The 16,084-nt window shown below is 69.9% G+C and carries 11 protein-coding genes and 1 pseudogene; 5 read left to right on the top strand and 7 right to left on the bottom strand.

Features of this window, described 5'->3' with window-relative positions:
• Positions 1-123: 123 nt before the first annotated feature.
• Positions 124-1,005 carry a DUF4429 domain-containing protein gene (locus OG241_RS35340; protein WP_405821212.1) on the top strand — a complete coding sequence of 294 codons (882 nt, stop codon included), beginning with the start codon at positions 124-126 and terminating at the stop codon, positions 1,003-1,005.
• 17 nt (positions 1,006-1,022) lie between these two features.
• Here the strand turns inward: OG241_RS35340 and OG241_RS35335 are convergent, their stop codons facing one another.
• Entirely contained in the window at positions 1,023-1,817 is a 795-nt protein-coding gene (locus OG241_RS35335; protein ID WP_405821210.1) for a class II aldolase/adducin family protein, read from the bottom strand.
• Between the two features lie 211 nt (positions 1,818-2,028).
• Here OG241_RS35335 and OG241_RS35330 point away from each other — a divergent pair, with 211 nt between their 5' ends.
• Positions 2,029-2,496, top strand: coding sequence for a pyridoxamine 5'-phosphate oxidase family protein (locus OG241_RS35330; protein ID WP_405821208.1), 468 nt, complete (start codon positions 2,029-2,031; stop codon positions 2,494-2,496).
• Positions 2,497-2,514: 18 nt separating this feature from the next.
• Here the strand turns inward: OG241_RS35330 and guaA are convergent, their stop codons facing one another.
• Positions 2,515-4,086, bottom strand: a complete 1,572-nt coding sequence (guaA, locus tag OG241_RS35325; protein WP_405821206.1) for a glutamine-hydrolyzing GMP synthase — start codon at positions 4,084-4,086, stop codon at positions 2,515-2,517.
• A gap of 434 nt (positions 4,087-4,520) precedes the next feature.
• Here guaA and OG241_RS35320 point away from each other — a divergent pair.
• A pseudogene (locus tag OG241_RS35320) lies at positions 4,521-4,805 on the top strand (chorismate mutase); the annotation flags it as partial.
• 552 nt (positions 4,806-5,357) lie between these two features.
• Here OG241_RS35320 and OG241_RS35315 read toward each other — a convergent pair.
• A complete protein-coding gene (locus OG241_RS35315) occupies positions 5,358-6,521 on the bottom strand; it encodes a hypothetical protein (RefSeq protein WP_405821205.1) in 1,164 nt (387 codons plus the stop codon).
• A 223-nt stretch (positions 6,522-6,744) separates the two neighbouring features.
• Between OG241_RS35315 and OG241_RS35310 the strand changes: the two genes are divergently transcribed.
• On the top strand, positions 6,745-7,779 hold the full coding sequence (locus OG241_RS35310) for an LAETG motif-containing sortase-dependent surface protein (protein WP_405821203.1): 1,035 nt from the start codon (positions 6,745-6,747) through the stop codon (positions 7,777-7,779).
• 85 nt (positions 7,780-7,864) lie between these two features.
• Here the strand turns inward: OG241_RS35310 and OG241_RS35305 are convergent, their stop codons facing one another.
• The 4 genes from OG241_RS35305 to OG241_RS35290 all read right to left on the bottom strand — a co-directional run bounded on the left by OG241_RS35305 (position 7,865) and on the right by OG241_RS35290 (position 14,867).
• A complete protein-coding gene (locus OG241_RS35305) occupies positions 7,865-9,685 on the bottom strand; it encodes a GMC oxidoreductase (RefSeq protein ID WP_405821201.1) in 1,821 nt (606 codons plus the stop codon).
• Between the two features lie 32 nt (positions 9,686-9,717).
• Positions 9,718-11,349: a succinic semialdehyde dehydrogenase gene (locus OG241_RS35300; protein WP_405821199.1), complete on the bottom strand. Its 1,632-nt coding sequence runs from the start codon at positions 11,347-11,349 to the stop codon at positions 9,718-9,720.
• Between the two features lie 192 nt (positions 11,350-11,541).
• Positions 11,542-13,221: a serine/threonine-protein kinase gene (locus OG241_RS35295; protein ID WP_405826594.1), complete on the bottom strand. Its 1,680-nt coding sequence runs from the start codon at positions 13,219-13,221 to the stop codon at positions 11,542-11,544.
• 146 nt (positions 13,222-13,367) lie between these two features.
• Positions 13,368-14,867 carry a diacylglycerol/lipid kinase family protein gene (locus OG241_RS35290; RefSeq protein ID WP_405821197.1) on the bottom strand — a complete coding sequence of 500 codons (1,500 nt, stop codon included), beginning with the start codon at positions 14,865-14,867 and terminating at the stop codon, positions 13,368-13,370.
• A gap of 224 nt (positions 14,868-15,091) precedes the next feature.
• Here OG241_RS35290 and OG241_RS35285 point away from each other — a divergent pair, with 224 nt between their 5' ends.
• On the top strand, positions 15,092-16,048 hold the full coding sequence (locus tag OG241_RS35285; RefSeq protein WP_405821196.1) for a hypothetical protein: 957 nt from the start codon (positions 15,092-15,094) through the stop codon (positions 16,046-16,048).
• Positions 16,049-16,084 lie beyond the last annotated feature (36 nt).

Below are 16,084 nucleotides of genomic sequence, written 5' to 3'. Positions count from 1 at the left end.
CCCTACGACGAGAGCGAATTGTGCCCTACCTAACACTCGTTGTGTGCGGCAGGTCGGCCCCGGCAGGGGAAAAGGCGAGTGAAACCGTGACCCGCTTGTTGACCCGGCTGCGAGAATTCGCGTATGGCCGAGATCATCCAGCGCGACGGGACCTGGGTCTTCGACGGCAGCACGGTCAGGATCACGCCGGGGCTCCACCGTTCCGTGCCGCTGTTCCGGCAGACGTACGGCGAGGTCGCCGTGCCCCTGGAGGCGGTCTCGGGGATCGTCTACGAGCCCGAACGCAAGCGGGGGCGGCTGCGGCTCAGGCTCCGCGAGGGCGCCGACCCGCTGCTCCAGGCGACCGGCGGACGGCTGCCGGACGCTGCCGACCCGTACCGGCTGACCGTGGACATCGACAGGTCGGGAGTCGCCGAGTACCTCGCCGAGGAGATCCGGCACGCCCTGCTCCTCGACCAGGTTCCCAGGGAACCGGCCAAGGCGTATCTGCTTCCGGGTCCGCCCGTGCCGGTGTCGGTGCGGTCCAGCGACGGCATGGTGTCGTTCGACGGTACGCAGGTCCGTATCGACTGGGCCGACACCTCCGACCGGGTCAAGCGGGCCACCGGCCCCCGCATCATCTCCAGCCACGATCTCGTGCAGGTCGACTGGCTGCCCAACTCCGGTTACGAGGACGGCTTCATGCGCTTCGTGACCCGCGAGACGGTGTTCTCCAAGCTGCCGCCCGAGAAGGACCCCTACGCCCTCGACCTGTGGGGCAGCACCCGCCGCGACCTGCTCACGGCGCTCGTCGCGACCGCCGTCACCGCCCGGCTGCCGCACCCCTCCACCCGAGCGCTCGACCACGTGGACCGGGCCCGGCTCGCACCCGCGATCCCGCTCCCGTCCGACCATCACGACGTGCTCCTGCGCAGACTCCGGGAGTTGGGCGAGCTGCACCGCGAGGGCATGCTCACGGACGAGGAGTTCGCGACCACCAAGGCGGCCGTCCTACGGGGTTTCTGAGCCACCTCTCGGTACGGCTAACCCAGCAGATCCGGTTCACTTCTGCTGATGTCCCGCCACAGGGGCTGGTAGTTGATCCACCCGACCAGGTCACCGCCGAGCTGCTCCCGCATCGAGACCGCCTGCTTGTGGTCGATGAGGATGGGCCGGCCCGCGGCCCGCGCGGTCAGCTGGACCTGGCTCGACCGTTCCATCGACACGAACCACCAGGCCGCCGCGTCCACCGAGTCGCCGACCGTGAGCAGCCCGTGGTTGCGCAGCACGAGGGCCTTGCGGGAGCCCAGCGCGGACGCGATCCGGCGGCCCTCGTCGGCGTCCACGGCGACGCCCGTGTACGCGTCGTACAGCGCGTGGTCCTCGTAAAAGGCGCAGCTCTCCTGGGTGATCGGGTCGAGGAGGTCACCGAGGGCGGCGAGGGCGCGGCCGTGCACCGAGTGGCAGTGGGCCACGGCGACGACGTCCGGGCGGGCGGCGTGCACCTGGGCGTGCACGGTGAAGGCCGCCTGGTTGACGTGGTAGCGGCCCTCGATGACCTGGCCGTCCTGGTTGGCCATGACGAGGTCGCTCACGGTGACCTGCTTGAAGGGGATCCCGAAGGGGTTCACCCAGAAGCAGTTGCTGTACTCCGGGTCGCGTGCCGTGATGTGCCCCGAGACGCCGTCCTCGAAGCCGAAGCGGCCGAACAGCCTGATCGCCCCGGCCAGCCGTTCCTTGCGGTGCCTGCGCTCGTCGTCGAGCGACTCGTACATCGGGGGCATCGCGAACTGCAGCTGGTCGGTGGGCAACGGCAGGGGCGGAGTGGGCCCGTGCATAGGTCCTCCAGCACTGGGTTCCTTTACGGAGCGGAAGTTACCGTCGGTCCGCGCAGGAGAACAGGGATGTTTGCGAAGAGATGTGCGACGAGATGAAAGAGATATCTGAGCCAGGGGTCCGAGACTCCGACGAGATGGTGACAGCGACAGTGTCAGGACACCGGCGAATACACGTCACCGGATGTCGGGTATCCGCGTCAGACTCGGCCCCATGAACTGGGCAGTATTCACCACCGCGGAACCCGGCCTGGCCGGAACGGTCGAAAAACGCTTCCGGGCCTTCACCCACCACACCCTCGCCACCCTCCGCAAGGACGGTTCACCGCGCACCTCCGGCCTCGAAGTCCGCTTCCTGCAGGGCGAGTTGTGGCTCGCCATGATGCCGGACTCGTTCAAGGCACGGGACCTGTACCGCGACCCCCGCTTCGCCCTCCAGGCGAACCCCGGCCCGGGGACGGACACGGCCGGCGGCGACGTACGCGTCAGCGGACGCGCGTACGAGGTCGAGGATCCGGCCGCCAAGGCCGCGTACGCCGAAGAGGTGGAACCGCCGGAGCCGTTCCACCTCTTCCGCACCGAGCTGACGGAGGTCGTGCGGACGTACGTCGAGGACGAGAAGTATCTGGTCGTCCAGATCTGGCGGCCCGGAGAGCCGGTACGCACTCTCAGGCGGACGTGAGCCGCACCGCCCGCCGGACTACTCCCACTCGATGGTGCCCGGCGGCTTGCTCGTCACGTCGAGGACGACCCGGTTGACGTCGGCGACCTCGTTGGTGATGCGCGTCGAGATCTTCGCCAGGACCTCGTACGGGAGACGGGACCAGTCGGCGGTCATCGCGTCCTCGGAGGAGACCGGACGCAGGACGATCGGGTGGCCGTACGTACGGCCGTCACCCTGGACACCGACGCTGCGCACGTCCGCGAGGAGGACCACCGGGCACTGCCAGATGTCGCGGTCGAGGCCGGCGGCGGTCAGTTCCTCACGGGCGATGGCGTCGGCCTCGCGGAGGAGGTCGAGGCGGTCCTTGGTGACCTCGCCGACGATCCGGATACCGAGACCGGGGCCGGGGAACGGCTGACGCTGGACGATCTCCTCCGGCAGGCCCAGCTCCTGGCCGACCATCCGGACCTCGTCCTTGAAGAGCTTGCGCAGCGGCTCGATCAGCTCGAACTCGAGGTCCTCGGGCAGCCCGCCCACGTTGTGGTGGGACTTGATGTTGGCCGTGCCGGTACCGCCACCGGACTCGACCACATCGGGGTAGAGGGTGCCCTGCACCAGGAAGGCGACCTCGGGACCCTCGTCCGCGATGATCTCAGCCTGCGCCTGTTCGAAAACGCGGATGAACTCGCGCCCGATGATCTTCCGCTTCTCCTCGGGGTCGGAGACCCCGGCGAGCGCGTTCAGGAAGCGCTCCTCGGCGTCGACGACCTTCAGGGTGACGCCGGTCGAGGCGACGAAGTCCTTCTCGACCTGCTCGGTCTCACCCTTGCGCATCAGCCCGTGGTCGACGTACACGCAGGTCAGCTGGGAGCCGATGGCCTTCTGGACGAGGGCTGCGGCGACCGCCGAGTCCACGCCGCCGGAGAGGCCGCAGACGGCGCGCTTGTCGCCGACCTGCTCACGGATCAGCGCCACCTGCTCGTCGATGACGTTGCCGGTGGTCCAGGACGGGGTCAGGCCCGCGCCCCGGTAGAGGAAGTGTTCGAGGACCTGCTGGCCGTGCGTGGAGTGCATGACCTCGGGGTGGTACTGGACCCCGTAGAGCTTCTTCTCGTCGTTCTCGAAGGCGGCGACCGGGACGACGTCCGTGGACGCCGTGACCGCGAAGCCCTCGGGGGCGGCGGAGCAGGCGTCGCCGTGGGACATCCACACCGACTGGTCCGCCGGGGTGCCCTCGAAGAGGGTGGAGGACGGCTTGGTGACGGCCAGCTGCGTACGGCCGTACTCGCGGGCTCCGGAGTTGTCGACCGTGCCACCGAGGGTGGTCGCCATGAGCTGGAAGCCGTAGCACATGCCGAAGACGGGGACGCCGGCCTCGAAGATCGAGCGGTCCAGGCGCGGGGCGCCCTCCGCGTAGACCGACGAGGGGCCGCCGGAGAGGATGATCGCCGCCGGGTTCTTGGCGAGCATCTCCTCTACCGGCATCGTGCTCGGCACGATCTCGCTGTAGACCCGGGCCTCGCGGACTCGGCGGGCGATGAGCTGGGCGTACTGCGCACCGAAGTCGACGACCAGGACGGTGTCGGGGGCGGGGGTCGCTGCTGACACGGGGGCCTTCCGGCGGTTGGGCGGGGGTCTGTGCGGGTGATTCTACCGGGGTGGACGTGGGACACCTCGCCGTCGCTGGGGGCTGCCGCCCCCAGGCCCCCGCTACGGCCCTGAACGGGCCTTGTCCTCAAACGCCGGACGGGCTGGAGATGCCTGGGAGCGGGATGGAGATACCCGGGTCGGGCGTAGACGCACCGAGGCAGCAGACGCACAAGCCTGCGGGACGCAGGGCTACGGGGCTACGGCATACTGCCCCCATGCTCACGCAACCGACCTTCGTCTTTACCTATGGCAACCGGCCCACCGGCTGCCATGGTCGTGCTGCTTGAGCAACTGACAAGCGACTTTCCAGGCGCCCCGGGCCGACAAGGCCCGGGGCGCCTGCCGTTTCCGGGTCCTGCCGGGCCGGGGCACCTTCTTCCGACAAGGAGCCCCGCATGACCTCTCTCGATGTGACCGGCGCCCGTACCCCTGAGGCCGCCGATGTGATCACCGGCGCACGGGAACGCATCGACGCCCTCGACGACCGGATCATCGGTCTCGTCCAGGAACGGATGGCCGTGTCCGCCGTGATCCAGGAGTCGCGGATCACCTCCGGCGGGCGGCGCGTGAACCTGTCCCGCGAGATGGACGTCCTCAGCCACTACCGGGACGCGCTGGGCAGGCCCGGCACATCCCTCGCGATGACGTTGCTGGAGCTGTGCCGGGGTCGAATCTGAGGTCGCATCTGAGTTCGGGCGCCGTCTCACCCGTCCGGCGCGTGACCGCCGTACGCCGCCTTCGTTGGTACCGGTGTCCGTGCCAGCCAGGGGCGGGCCCGCACAAACCACGCGTGGCTCCAGGGTTGTGACCGGACGGCAGGGGACAGCAGCCCGGTCACATCGGAGAACGGTCGGCCCCGGGGACGCCCGGGGCCGACCGGCACAGCACAGTCGACTGCAGCACAAGGGCCAAAGAGTACGAGTCCGGGTCAAAAGGTTGCGTACTCGGTGACCTTCCAGCACGATGCAGGAACAGCCCAAGTCCCTTAGCAGGCAAGCGCATTGCCTTGCGATCCCCGACTGCCATTGGTCCAGACCAGGCGTGCGCCCCCTGCACGCCGGGGCGCCGACCGTGGGTACAGACCAACAATGCGGCGCAACCCCCCGGCGCCGCTTCCCCCAGGCACCGGCGCTGCCCTGACGCCGGTGCTGACGGAGAAGGGCCCCGCGGCTCCGCCCCGCGGGGCCCTTTGCCATGTCCGGAACCGGGGGTCGTGTCCGGAGCGGGGGTCAGGAACGCGTGACGATCCCGCACTCGCCGTCGCCTATTTCGGCGGCCCCTTCATCGCGGCGGTCGTAGGGGTCGATGGTGGGGCCGGTGGGATCGGCACCCGTCGTGGCGGTGTCCGAGTTGAAGTGCGGGTGGAAGTAGCCGTCGTTCACGTCGCAGTCCGAGTTGCCGAACGTGCTGTCGTAGCGCGAGACGTTGAACTTGCCCGGAGTGACCTGGTACTTGGCCGGGTCGTAGAGCTCGATGTCGAGCACCCGGCGCACGATGGTGCGGGCCACCTCGGTGGCGCCCTTGTCCGCGTGCACCAGCGGGTAGACGAAGGTGTAGTCGGCGTGAACGACAACGGTGTGACTTTTGCCCGCCTCGAACGTCATCCGGCCGCGGGTCTTGATCACGTTGCCCGTCAGGCGCACCTCGGCGGGGTCGAACCGGCTGAACATCAACAGTGGGTCATGCTTCGTGTCCGGTTTACGCAGGGAGGCGTTCAGATCGCCGAGCAGGTCCTTCTGGGTGGGGTCGATCGCCTTGAGCGCGGCTGCGGGACGTCCGCCGCGCAGGGTGACGCGGTCGAGGTTCGCGTCGACCAGGAACTGTTTGCTCTGCTGCAACACCCGTTCCACCTCGGCCTTCGAGAACGAGCCGACCGCCCTGGCCTTCGGCAGGACGATGCCCGCCGCGCCGTCCGAGTACCGCTCGGCGGGTGATCCGGCGAACGGCCTGGCGAGGGTCGGGACATCCGGGTCCACCGCCGACGGCGCCGCGGACGGCGCGACCGTCTCCTCGGGCAGCGGCGAGGCGTCGGCGGTCCCGTCCGACCCGCCGGAACCGAACGGGTCGCCGGGGAGCAGAGACGGCTTCATGGCCACCACCGCCACGGCGATCGCCAGCGGTACGCCGATCACCCCCCACCACCGCCGGCGCCTGGCTGCGCGCTCTTCGGCCGTCCGCCGGGCGGGTTCGGTGCGCCAGCCCACGGGCTGTTCGCCCCGCGCGTCCTGCTGACGCAGCCGTTCGGTGACCATCCGCGCCCGTGCGGAGGGTTCCTTCTGCGCGGAGGCACGGATGTCACGCTCGGTGTCGCGGGTGAACTTCTCCCATATGTCGTCGGGAATCGACGGCTCGGGCTCTTCGGACGGCTTGCCGCCGGACTGATTATCAGACACGAGGGCTATTTCTAGGTGATCCGAAAGCCTCTCCACAACCGGCCCATGCTCAAAACCTTCAGCACATACCCAAATCCGCCAGGTGCAGTCCAGGTGTGACCCAGCACACATAAGTTTTCTGTGAGCGAAGAGCAACCATTCACAGCCACCGCATGTCACACGTTCAGAACCAGGGGCCACGACTGTGCCCCACACCTGGATGTTCCGAGGTCTTGAGGTCTTCATGAAGCTTCGCCGTGCCATGGTCGCCGCAGCGGCGACGGCTGTCATATCCCCGCTGGCCCTGCTGTCCGCACCCGTCGCGTTCGCCGACGAGTCGCCCTCGGCCACCCCGAGCGAGACGGCCGTCACCGAGACGCCCTCGCAGACCCCGAGCGACAGCGCGCCGGCGAGCCCCTCGGACCCCGCGCCGTCCGACACCGGTCTGCCGTCCGACGTGCCGTCCAACAGCGCCTCGCCGAGCGCGAGCGTCAGCGACTCCTCCTCGCCCTCCGCCTCCGTCTCCGCCTCCCCCTCGGTCTCCGCCGAGCCGAGCGAGAACCCGACGGACCCGGACGTCCCGTTCTGCGAGGACCTCGACGAGGACTACAGCGACGCCCGGGTGTCCGCCGACATCAAGGGCCTGCCCGGCAAGATCGTCGCGGGTGACGGCTTCCACGGCTTCAAGCTGGTCGTCACGAACGACTCGAAGGCCGACATCAAGGGTGTCGCCTTCTACGCCGAGATCGAGAACTACGAGTTCGACGAGGCGAAGTTCCTCAGCCCGTACGTCGACCTGGAGTTCAAGAACCCCGAGACCGGCAAGTGGGACCGGATCGGCGACGACGACTGGGCCGGCGACTACTTCTTCTACGTCGACAAGCTGAAGGCCGGGGCCAGCCAGTCCGTCGACCTGCGCGTCAGCATCGACAAGAAGGCCCCCGCGGGCGACGCCTACTCCTTCGGCTCCGGTGCCTACCTCGACAACATCGACGGCCAGGACTGCATCGCCGAGGGCTGGGCCCAGTACGACTTCAAGGTCCTGAAGTCCGGCTCCTCGAACACCGACCCGGGTTCGGCCACGCCGAGCGACAACGGCTCCAAGGACCCGGTCCACAAGCCCCAGGGCAGTGTCTCCGACCTGCCGACCGGCAACCTCGCCGACACCGGCTCCAGCTCCGCCCTGCCGGTGATCGGCCTGGTCGGCGGTGTCGCCGTCGTCGCCGGTGCAGGTGCGGTGTTCGCGATGCGTCGCCGGAAGGCGGGCACGGAGGCGTAAGCCTCCCGCAAGGACAAGAGAAGGACCTGCGCTCGGAGGGGGGCGCGGGTCCTTCTCTTTTTTAAGGCTCTTTGTTTTCAGGCAGCTACGCCTCGGTCACCCCGGTCGTCTTCTTCGGCACCGCCGGGATCCCCAGGAACGGCAGCCGCAGCGCGCCGAACGCCTCGGCCGGAACCGCCGGTGACTTCGGTTCGACCGGCCGCAGACGTTCGTACGCCGTGCCCTGGGCCGGACGCGGGTCCGCCTCGCCGTTGTTCGGCCAGTACGACACCGCGCGTTCCGCCTGGGCGGTGATCGTGAGGGACGGGTTGACGCCCAGGTTCGCGGAGACCGCGGCGCCGTCGACCACCGAGATCCCGGGATGGCCGTGCAGGCGGTGGTACGGGTCGATCACGCCCGTCTCCCGTGACTCGCCGATCGGACAGCCGCCGAGGAAGTGCGCGGTCAGCGGCATGCCCATCAGTTCGCCCACGTTGCTGCCGGCGAAGCCGTTGATCTCGGCGGCGATCGCCGAGGCGCCCTCCGTCGCCGCCCTGATCTGCTTGGGGTTGGGGGAGCCATGACCCTGGCGTGCCGTGAGGAGGCCCTTGCCCGCGCCCTTGGGCTTCAGGTACGTGGTCAGGGAGTTGTCCAGGGACTGCATCACCAGGCCGATGATGGTCCGCTCCGACCAGTGCCGGTTGGAGATCGAGCGCAGGACCAGCAGGGGGTGGCGGGCGGCGTTCGCCAGCCAGCCGAGGGCCCTCGACGACCCTTCCGCGTAAGGGACTTGAAGGATCGACAGACCGCCCATCGAGTTCGATCCCTTGCCGTACCGGACTGGTTCGATGTGGGTGTTCCCGTCGGGGTGGATCGAGGACGTGATGGCGACTCCGCGCGTGAAGTCGACCTTCGTCTCCCCGGTCGCCTTGCGATAGCGGCGGTCGTCGGTCTGGGCGCCGACCAGCGCCTCCGAGTTGGTACGGGTCAGCTCGCCCAACCGGTCGGAGATGTACGGGAGTTGACCGCCCGCCTTCATCCGGTGCAGCAGGGTCTGGGTGCCGTACGTACCGGCCGCGAGGACGACACGGCGGGCCGTGAGGGTGCGGCCCGCGCCCTTCCTCCTCGCGTCCGTCGGGAGCGTGGCCACCGCGTAGCCGCCACGCGAGTCGTCCGTGACGGACACGACCGTGGTGAGGGGGTGGACGACGGCACCCGCCTTCTCGGCGAGGTAGAGGTAGTTCTCGTTGAGGGTGTTCTTCGCGCCGTGCCGACACCCGGTCATGCACTCACCGCACTCGGTGCACGCCCTGCGAGCGGGCCCGGCGCCCCCGAAGTAGGGGTCGGGAGCCTCCGCCCCGGGCGCGGCCTTCACCGCGCCCTCCCCTCCTTCTCCGTCCTCACCGTCTCCGAAGAAGACGCCGACCGGCGCCATGTGGAAGGTGTCCCCGACGCCCATCCGCTCGGCCGCCGCCTTCAGATGGACGTCCGAGGGGGTCATCGTCGGGTTGAGCCGTACGCCGAGCATGCGCCGGGCCTGGTCGTAGTACGGGCCGAGCTCCTCCTGCCAGTCCGTGATGTCACGCCACTGGGGGTCGTCGAAGAACGGCTTCGGCGGTACGTAGAGGGTGTTGGCGTAGTTCAGCGAACCGCCGCCGACACCCGCGCCCGCCAACACCATCACGTTGCCCAGCAGATGGATGCGCTGGATCCCGAACAGCCCGAGCCTGGGCGCCCAGAGGTAGTTCCTCAGGTCCCAGGAGTTCCTGGGGAGCGTGTCGCGGGTGAAGCGACGGCCCGCTTCCAGTACGCCGACCCGGTACCCCTTCTCGGTCAGCCGCAGGGCGGTGACGGAGCCGCCGAAGCCGGAGCCCACGACGATGACGTCGTAGTCGTACTCATGGTCGTCGTCGTGGTCGTACGGCACTTGCTCTCCTCGTTGAGAACAGAAAACGCTGGTTACCGCAGCCTCAGGGCCTTCATGACCTTCAGGCTCCGGCTCATGAACTCCGCGTACTTCTCGTCGTCCATACCCAGGGCCGGGGCCAGCGGCAGCAGGCGCTGCTGGGCGACCGTCTGGGCCTCGGTGTACTTGAGGATGCCCTCGGAGCCGTGGCGGCGGCCGAGGCCGGATTCCTTCATGCCGCCCATCGGGGACTGGACGCTGCCGTAGGCGGCCGCGTAGCCCTCGTTGACGTTGACCGTGCCGCAGCGCACCCGGGCGGCGACGGCTCGGCCACGGGCGCCGTTCTTCGTCCAGACCGAGGAATTCAGGCCGTACGGCGTGGAGTTGGCGAGGGCAACCGCCTCGTCGTCGGTCTTGAAGCGGTAGATCGAGACGACGGGACCGAAGGTCTCCTCCGAGCAGACGGCCATCGGGGTCTCGACGCCGTCGAGGATGGTCGGCTCGTAGAAGTAGGGCCCGATGTCGGGGCGGGCCGTGCCGCCCGCGATGACCTTCGCGCCCTTCGCGACCGCCTCGTCGACGTGCTTCGTCACCGTCGCCAGCTGGCGATCACCGACGAGTGAGCCCATGTCGGCGCCGTACGCGAGGGACTTGCCGAGCCGCATCGCCTTCGTGCGGGCCGCGAAGCGCTCGACGAACGCGTCCGCGATCGACTCGTGGACGTACAACCGCTCTATGGAGATGCAGAGTTGGCCGGCGGAGGAGAAGCAGGCCCGGACCGCGCCCGCCGCCGCCTTCTCGATGTCGGCGTCGTCCAGGACCAACATGGCGTTCTTGCCGCCGAGTTCGAGGGACACGCCGACCAGACGCGCGGCGGCGCCCTGCGCGACCTCGCGGCCGGTACGGGTGGAGCCGGTGAAGGAGACGTAGTCGGCGTGCTTGACGACCTCGGGGCCGATGACCGGGCCCTCACCGAGGACGACCTGGAAGACGTCGGCGGGCAGACCGGCCTCGATGAGCAGGTCCCGGGCCCACAGGGCCGTCAGGCAGGTCTCCGTGTCCGGCTTCATCACGACCGCGTTGCCCGCGACGAACGCGGGGATCGCGTCGCCGACCGACAGCTCCAGCGGGTAGTTCCAGGGAGCGATCTGGCCAACCACCCCGCGCGCGTGGCGCAGTTCGGTGACCTTGGTGAGGGTGGGCATCGCGCCCGCGTGCCGCTTCGGCTTCAGGTACCGGGGGGCCATGCGGCCGTAGTGGCGGGCGGCCACTGCGACGGCCTGGACCTCCTCGTGGGCGTGCAGCCGGGCCTTGCCGGTCTCCAGCTGGATGAGGTCGAGAACCTCCGCCTGGCGGGCCAGCACCAGGTCGTGGAAGCGCAGCAGCACGGCCGCGCGCTGCCGTACCGGGGTCTGCTCCCACACGGCCTGGGCGGTGCGGGCCCGTTCGTACGCCTTCTCCACGTCCTCGGGGGTGGACTCGGGCAGGTCGGCCAGCTTCTCGCCGGTGAACGGGGTGTGGTTGGCGGTGCGACCGGAGCCGACGACACCCTTGGTGAGCTGGGCGACCAGCTCGGGGGTGACCACGTCGGCGGCGGTGCGGGCGCCTGTGGGCGCGGGTGCCAGGGGGTTCGTACCGGTGGGGGCGTCGGTGCCGGGCTTTACCGGGGCCTGCGAGTCCGTCATTGCCGCAGGGTATGACGGCTCGGAGGCTTTGGGTACCCATGGGTAACCCGGATTCACCGAGTACGCACACGGCTTCGGTCCGCAGCGGCATGCCGCCAGTGAGTACTGGCAACGAATCCGCTGATCAGGGCGTTGGGCGTCGCCCGCTCACCCGAGCACCAGCGGAATACGTCACTTTTCCCCGGCCGGGAGTCACGCCCTGTCGATTTCGAGCCGGTCGCGCGCCTCCTTGAAGACGTCCGCCCCCCGCTTCTCGTCCGGCGTCCCCTTGGGCATGTCCACGCGCAGCTCGTACAGCCTGCCGTCGTCGGTCAGGATCTCCACCTGCATGACCCGGACGAGCCTGCCCTCGGTGTCGTAGGTGGTGTCGGCCTGGACGGACTTGTAGCCGCCGACCGTGGTGTTGGTGTACCGGGTGGTCGACTCGCCGTATCCGGCCCAGGTGTCGGCGGCCTCCTTGGCCTGGCCCAGGGGCGAACGGGGCGCCTTGTCCCACAGGGTGAGGCGGACCTGGATGACCGCGTCGTTGTCGTAGATCGCCATCCGGGGCTGGTCGTCGGCGTCGCCCTGCTCGTGGAAACGAACGTACTGGCGGGGAAGGGCGAGGACCGCCCTCAGGTCCTTCTCCTCGTGGGTCGTCCAGCCGTCGAGGGTGGGCTCGGCCTCCGTCGGCGGTACGGGGACGGGGACGGGGGACACGGCTTCCGGCGTGGCGCGCGACTCCTCCACCGCGACCGCCGCGTCCTCTCCGCCGGTCTTCACGACCACGCCCTCGACGACCGCGCCCACGGCCACGAGCGCGACCGCGCCGCCCAGGACCCCGAGGATCACCCGCCGGGAACGGCCGCGACGCGACGCCTTCGGGGCGGCCAGCGAGACGGCGCGGGTCTCGGGGGAGGCCCCGGGCACGGCGTTGCCGGGTACGACCGTCCCGGGCCCGGAAGCAGAAGCAGATGAGGCAGAGGCAGGGGAAACGGGAGCGGGCTCGGGTCCAGACTCGGACTCGGTCGCCCGGCCCTCCGCCTTCAGTCGCATCGTCCCCGCGTCGTCCGTCAACTCCCTGATCCCGGACGGTTCCTGAGCCTTTGTCAGCTCGCCCCGCTCGGGCGCCTTCGGCAGTGGCCAGCCCTTGGCGACCGCTTCCAGGGCCGCGGTGACCTCGTCCGCGTCGGGGCGCTCTGCGGGGTCCTTCACCAGCAGTCGGACGAGCAACGGGCCGAGCGGTCCAGCCTGTTGCGGCTTGACCGGCTCGGCGGCGAGAATCGCGGCGAGCGTGGACTCCAGCGTCGTACGGCGGAAGGGGGACCAGCCCTCGACCGCCGCGTAGAGGAGTACGCCGAGCGACCACAGGTCGGAGGAGGGGCCGGCGCCCCGGCCGGACATGCGCTCGGGCGCGATGAACTCCAGGGAACCGACGAACTCCCCGCTCATCGTGAGGGATTCCTCGCCCATGATGTGGGCGATACCGAAGTCGGTGAGAACGACCCGACCGTGCGGGCCGAGCAGGACGTTGGCGGGCTTCACATCCCGGTGGACGATCCCGACGGAGTGCGCGGCGCTGAGCGCGCCGACCACGGCGAGGCCGATGCGCGCGGACTCCGCGGGCTTGACGGGGCCTCGCTGGAGCACCTCGTGCAGCGACTCGCCACGCACCAACTCCATGACGATCCAGGGGAGTCCGTCCTCGACGACGACATCGTGGACGGACACGGCCGAGGGATGGTCGACGCGCGCGGCGGCCCGCGCCTCCCGGTGGAGGCGGTGCGCTATCCGCTGGTGGGCGGCGTCCTGCGGGTCCCCGGGCAGCCTCGGCTGCTTGACGGCGACCTCGCGCTCGACGAGTTCGTCATGGGCCCGCCACACGGTGCCCATGCCGCCGGATCCGATGCGCTCGGTCAGCCGGTACCGGCCACCGACGAGCCGCCCCACATCGCCCTTGTTGCCCACGCCATTGCCCCCGTTGGTGCCCCCGTTCCCGTTCCCCCCGCCCTTGTTCGCGCCGCCTTCCCCGCCGTTGCTCATGCCTCATCCCTACCCTGCGGGGCGGACGCTTGTCGACGCCGGTTCAGAGCGTCCGTCGTACGGCGAGGCAGTGCCGTACGGCCCACCGTCGCCGCCAGTTTGCGCAGTCGCCGCCAGTCCATGGGGGGCGTGGGAGCCGGCACCCCGGGCCGTTGGCGGGGGACGCGGACGCGCAGGGCGCCCGGTTCGACACGGCAGCGGACGGGGGTGGGCAGGACAAGGGCCTCGCCGTCGAGGCCGACCTCGATCTCGGGCAGGTCGGCCTCGACGACGACCTCGTGGGCGGTGACGACGGTCAGGCCGGTGGCGTACCGGCCGAGGAGCAGTTCGGCGGCCTGGGCCGCGTCCTCGACCTTGATGCCGAGCACCCCGAGGGCGCCGGCGTCCAGGCGCTCACGGCGGCCGAGACCGGCGAAGTCGTCCATGCGGTACGGGTTGTTGCTGACCAGGACTGCCTGCGGCGCGTGGATGACCGTCTCCCCCGGCCGGCTTCGCTCCTGGGGGTAGGCGCGGGCGGTCAGCGTCGCGCCGCGCTCGAAGGTGAGCAGCTCGGGCAGCAGCCCCAGGGTGGTGCCGACCTTGTCGTCGCGGTAGGCGGGGCTCTGCACGATCGAGGCGTACGCGCCGAAGGAGGCGTTGTTGACGAAGGGGCGGCTGACCGCCGTACCGTCGCCGTCTCCGCCGGTGCCGCCGATGCCGCTGTCGAGGAAGCCCAGGTCCACCCTCAGCTCCACCCCGCCCGCGTCCGTGAGGGCGTCGAGGCAGGTCGCCGGGTCGTCGCGGTCGAGGCCGAGGTCCATGGCGAAGTGGTTGCGCGTTCCGGCGGACACGACCAGGAAGGGCAGGTCGTGTTCGGCGGCGACGCCCGCGACCAGGGCCTGGGTGCCGTCGCCGCCGGCCACCCCGAGCAGATCCGCGCCCCCCGCGACGGCCTCCCGGGCCAGGGCGACGACGTCCTCGGGTTCGGGTTTGTCGGGGTCGATCAGATGGACGCGGGCACCGAGCCGCTCCGCCTTCTCGCGCAGCCGGAAGCGCTCGACCTTTCCGTCACCGGAGCGCGGGTTCATGAGGAGGAACGGGCGCAGGGGTGCGGGCGACTCGTACTCGCGGACCGGAATCACATGGGACCTGGTGCTGCTCAGCGCGAATTTCCCGGCCCACACGGCGGCGCCCCACAGGGCGACGGACCCTGTCGCGGGCCACAGCAGGTCGGCGGCGGCGAAGAGCGCGACGACGGCGACGGGAGTGGCGACGGCGAGCACCACCCCCACACCCCGCACGAGGCCGCGCCGGGCGAGCGCCCACCACAGGCTGGACGCGGTGAGCACGGCTCCGCCCACGCCGACCACCGCGAGCAGCAGGCTGCCCATGCCCGCGTAGCCGATCGGCAGCAGTACCGCCAGTCCGGCCGCTCCGAGCGCACCGCGCGCCGCCCAGCGCTGCCGGGCATGCGCACGCCCGAACATCTCGTTGCTCACGCCGGTACCCATGTCCATGTCGACGTTTTAGCAGAGTTCGTATTCAGCCTGCTCACAGGTGGAACAAAGCGGTATTCAAGGGTGACCCGGCTCACCCCGCTGAACAGAATGATCACGGTGCTCTTACCTTGAAGACACGATCGGGTCACGGTATCTTCACGAGCCAGTCGCCACGCGACCCGGTATCGGCGCGCGTATTCGCACTTCCCATTTCCCACCTTCTGGAGAACGTGACGATGGCCGTGCCCGAGACGAATTCCCTGAGACACCACGAGACAGAGGCAGAGATACGGCATCACGTCTCGCGGGCCGAACTGCGGGGCACCCGGGTGCGGTTGGCCGGGTACGCGTATCCGCGCCGAGTGGAGACACCCGACGTCACCACCCAACTCGTCCTGCGAGAGCGGGAGTCGGGCACGGAGTACCGGCTGCCTGTCACGAGCGTCCCGTCCCCGTTCCTGGGCGCCGAGGAGGACGAGGGGCGGTACTCGTACGAGCGGGCCGGATTCGAGGCCACCTTCGACATCGACACCGTCGCCGACGGATCGTCCCTCGGCGACGGGCTGTGGGACATCTCCCTCGCCGTCGGCGCCCCGGGGAACACGCGTGAGGTGCGCATAGGCAGCAGCCGGGCCGACCGGCTGCCCGGCCGTCCCGACGTGCGGATCACGGAGACCGTACGTGGTCGGCGTGCCGTCACGCTCTACACCACCGTCCCGTACGGCAACTACACGATCGACCTCGGCGAGCGGAAGCACCCGGTGCTGAAGCGCATCACGTTCGGGGACGTCCGCTGGCACGCCGGCCGGCCCACCGAGCTGCTGATCACCGGCCGCTGCGCGCTGGGCGCGTGCCCGCGCGGGGCGCTGACCGTGCACCTGCGCAACGAGGAGGAGCCGGGCGCGACGGTGGTCCTCACCGCCGTACGGCCTCCGCACGGCGAGCAGTTCACCGTCCATGTGCCTGTCGCCGAGCTGGGGCAGGGTGTGTGGAGCGGCGAACTCAGGCTCGGGGAACGGGTGTTGCCTTTGCCGCCGCTACCGAAGCGGTTGGCGGCTGCCAAGTGGTGGCGTCGGACGGGGCTTTGGTACGCGAAGCCGGTTTCCCGTCCCGGCGGCGGATTCACTCTCCGGGTGGGCCGGACCGGCAAAAGGGGACTACTCCGGGCGATTCCCCGGGCGGCTCTCCGTTTCCGATAATTGCCACCTCTCCCACTTTCCCTGACTTTCCCTGAC

Origin of the sequence: Streptomyces sp. NBC_01390 (assembly GCF_045040105.1) — a bacterium.
GTDB lineage: Bacteria > Actinomycetota > Actinomycetes > Streptomycetales > Streptomycetaceae > Streptomyces.
This window is presented reverse-complemented; position numbering and strand designations above follow the sequence as displayed.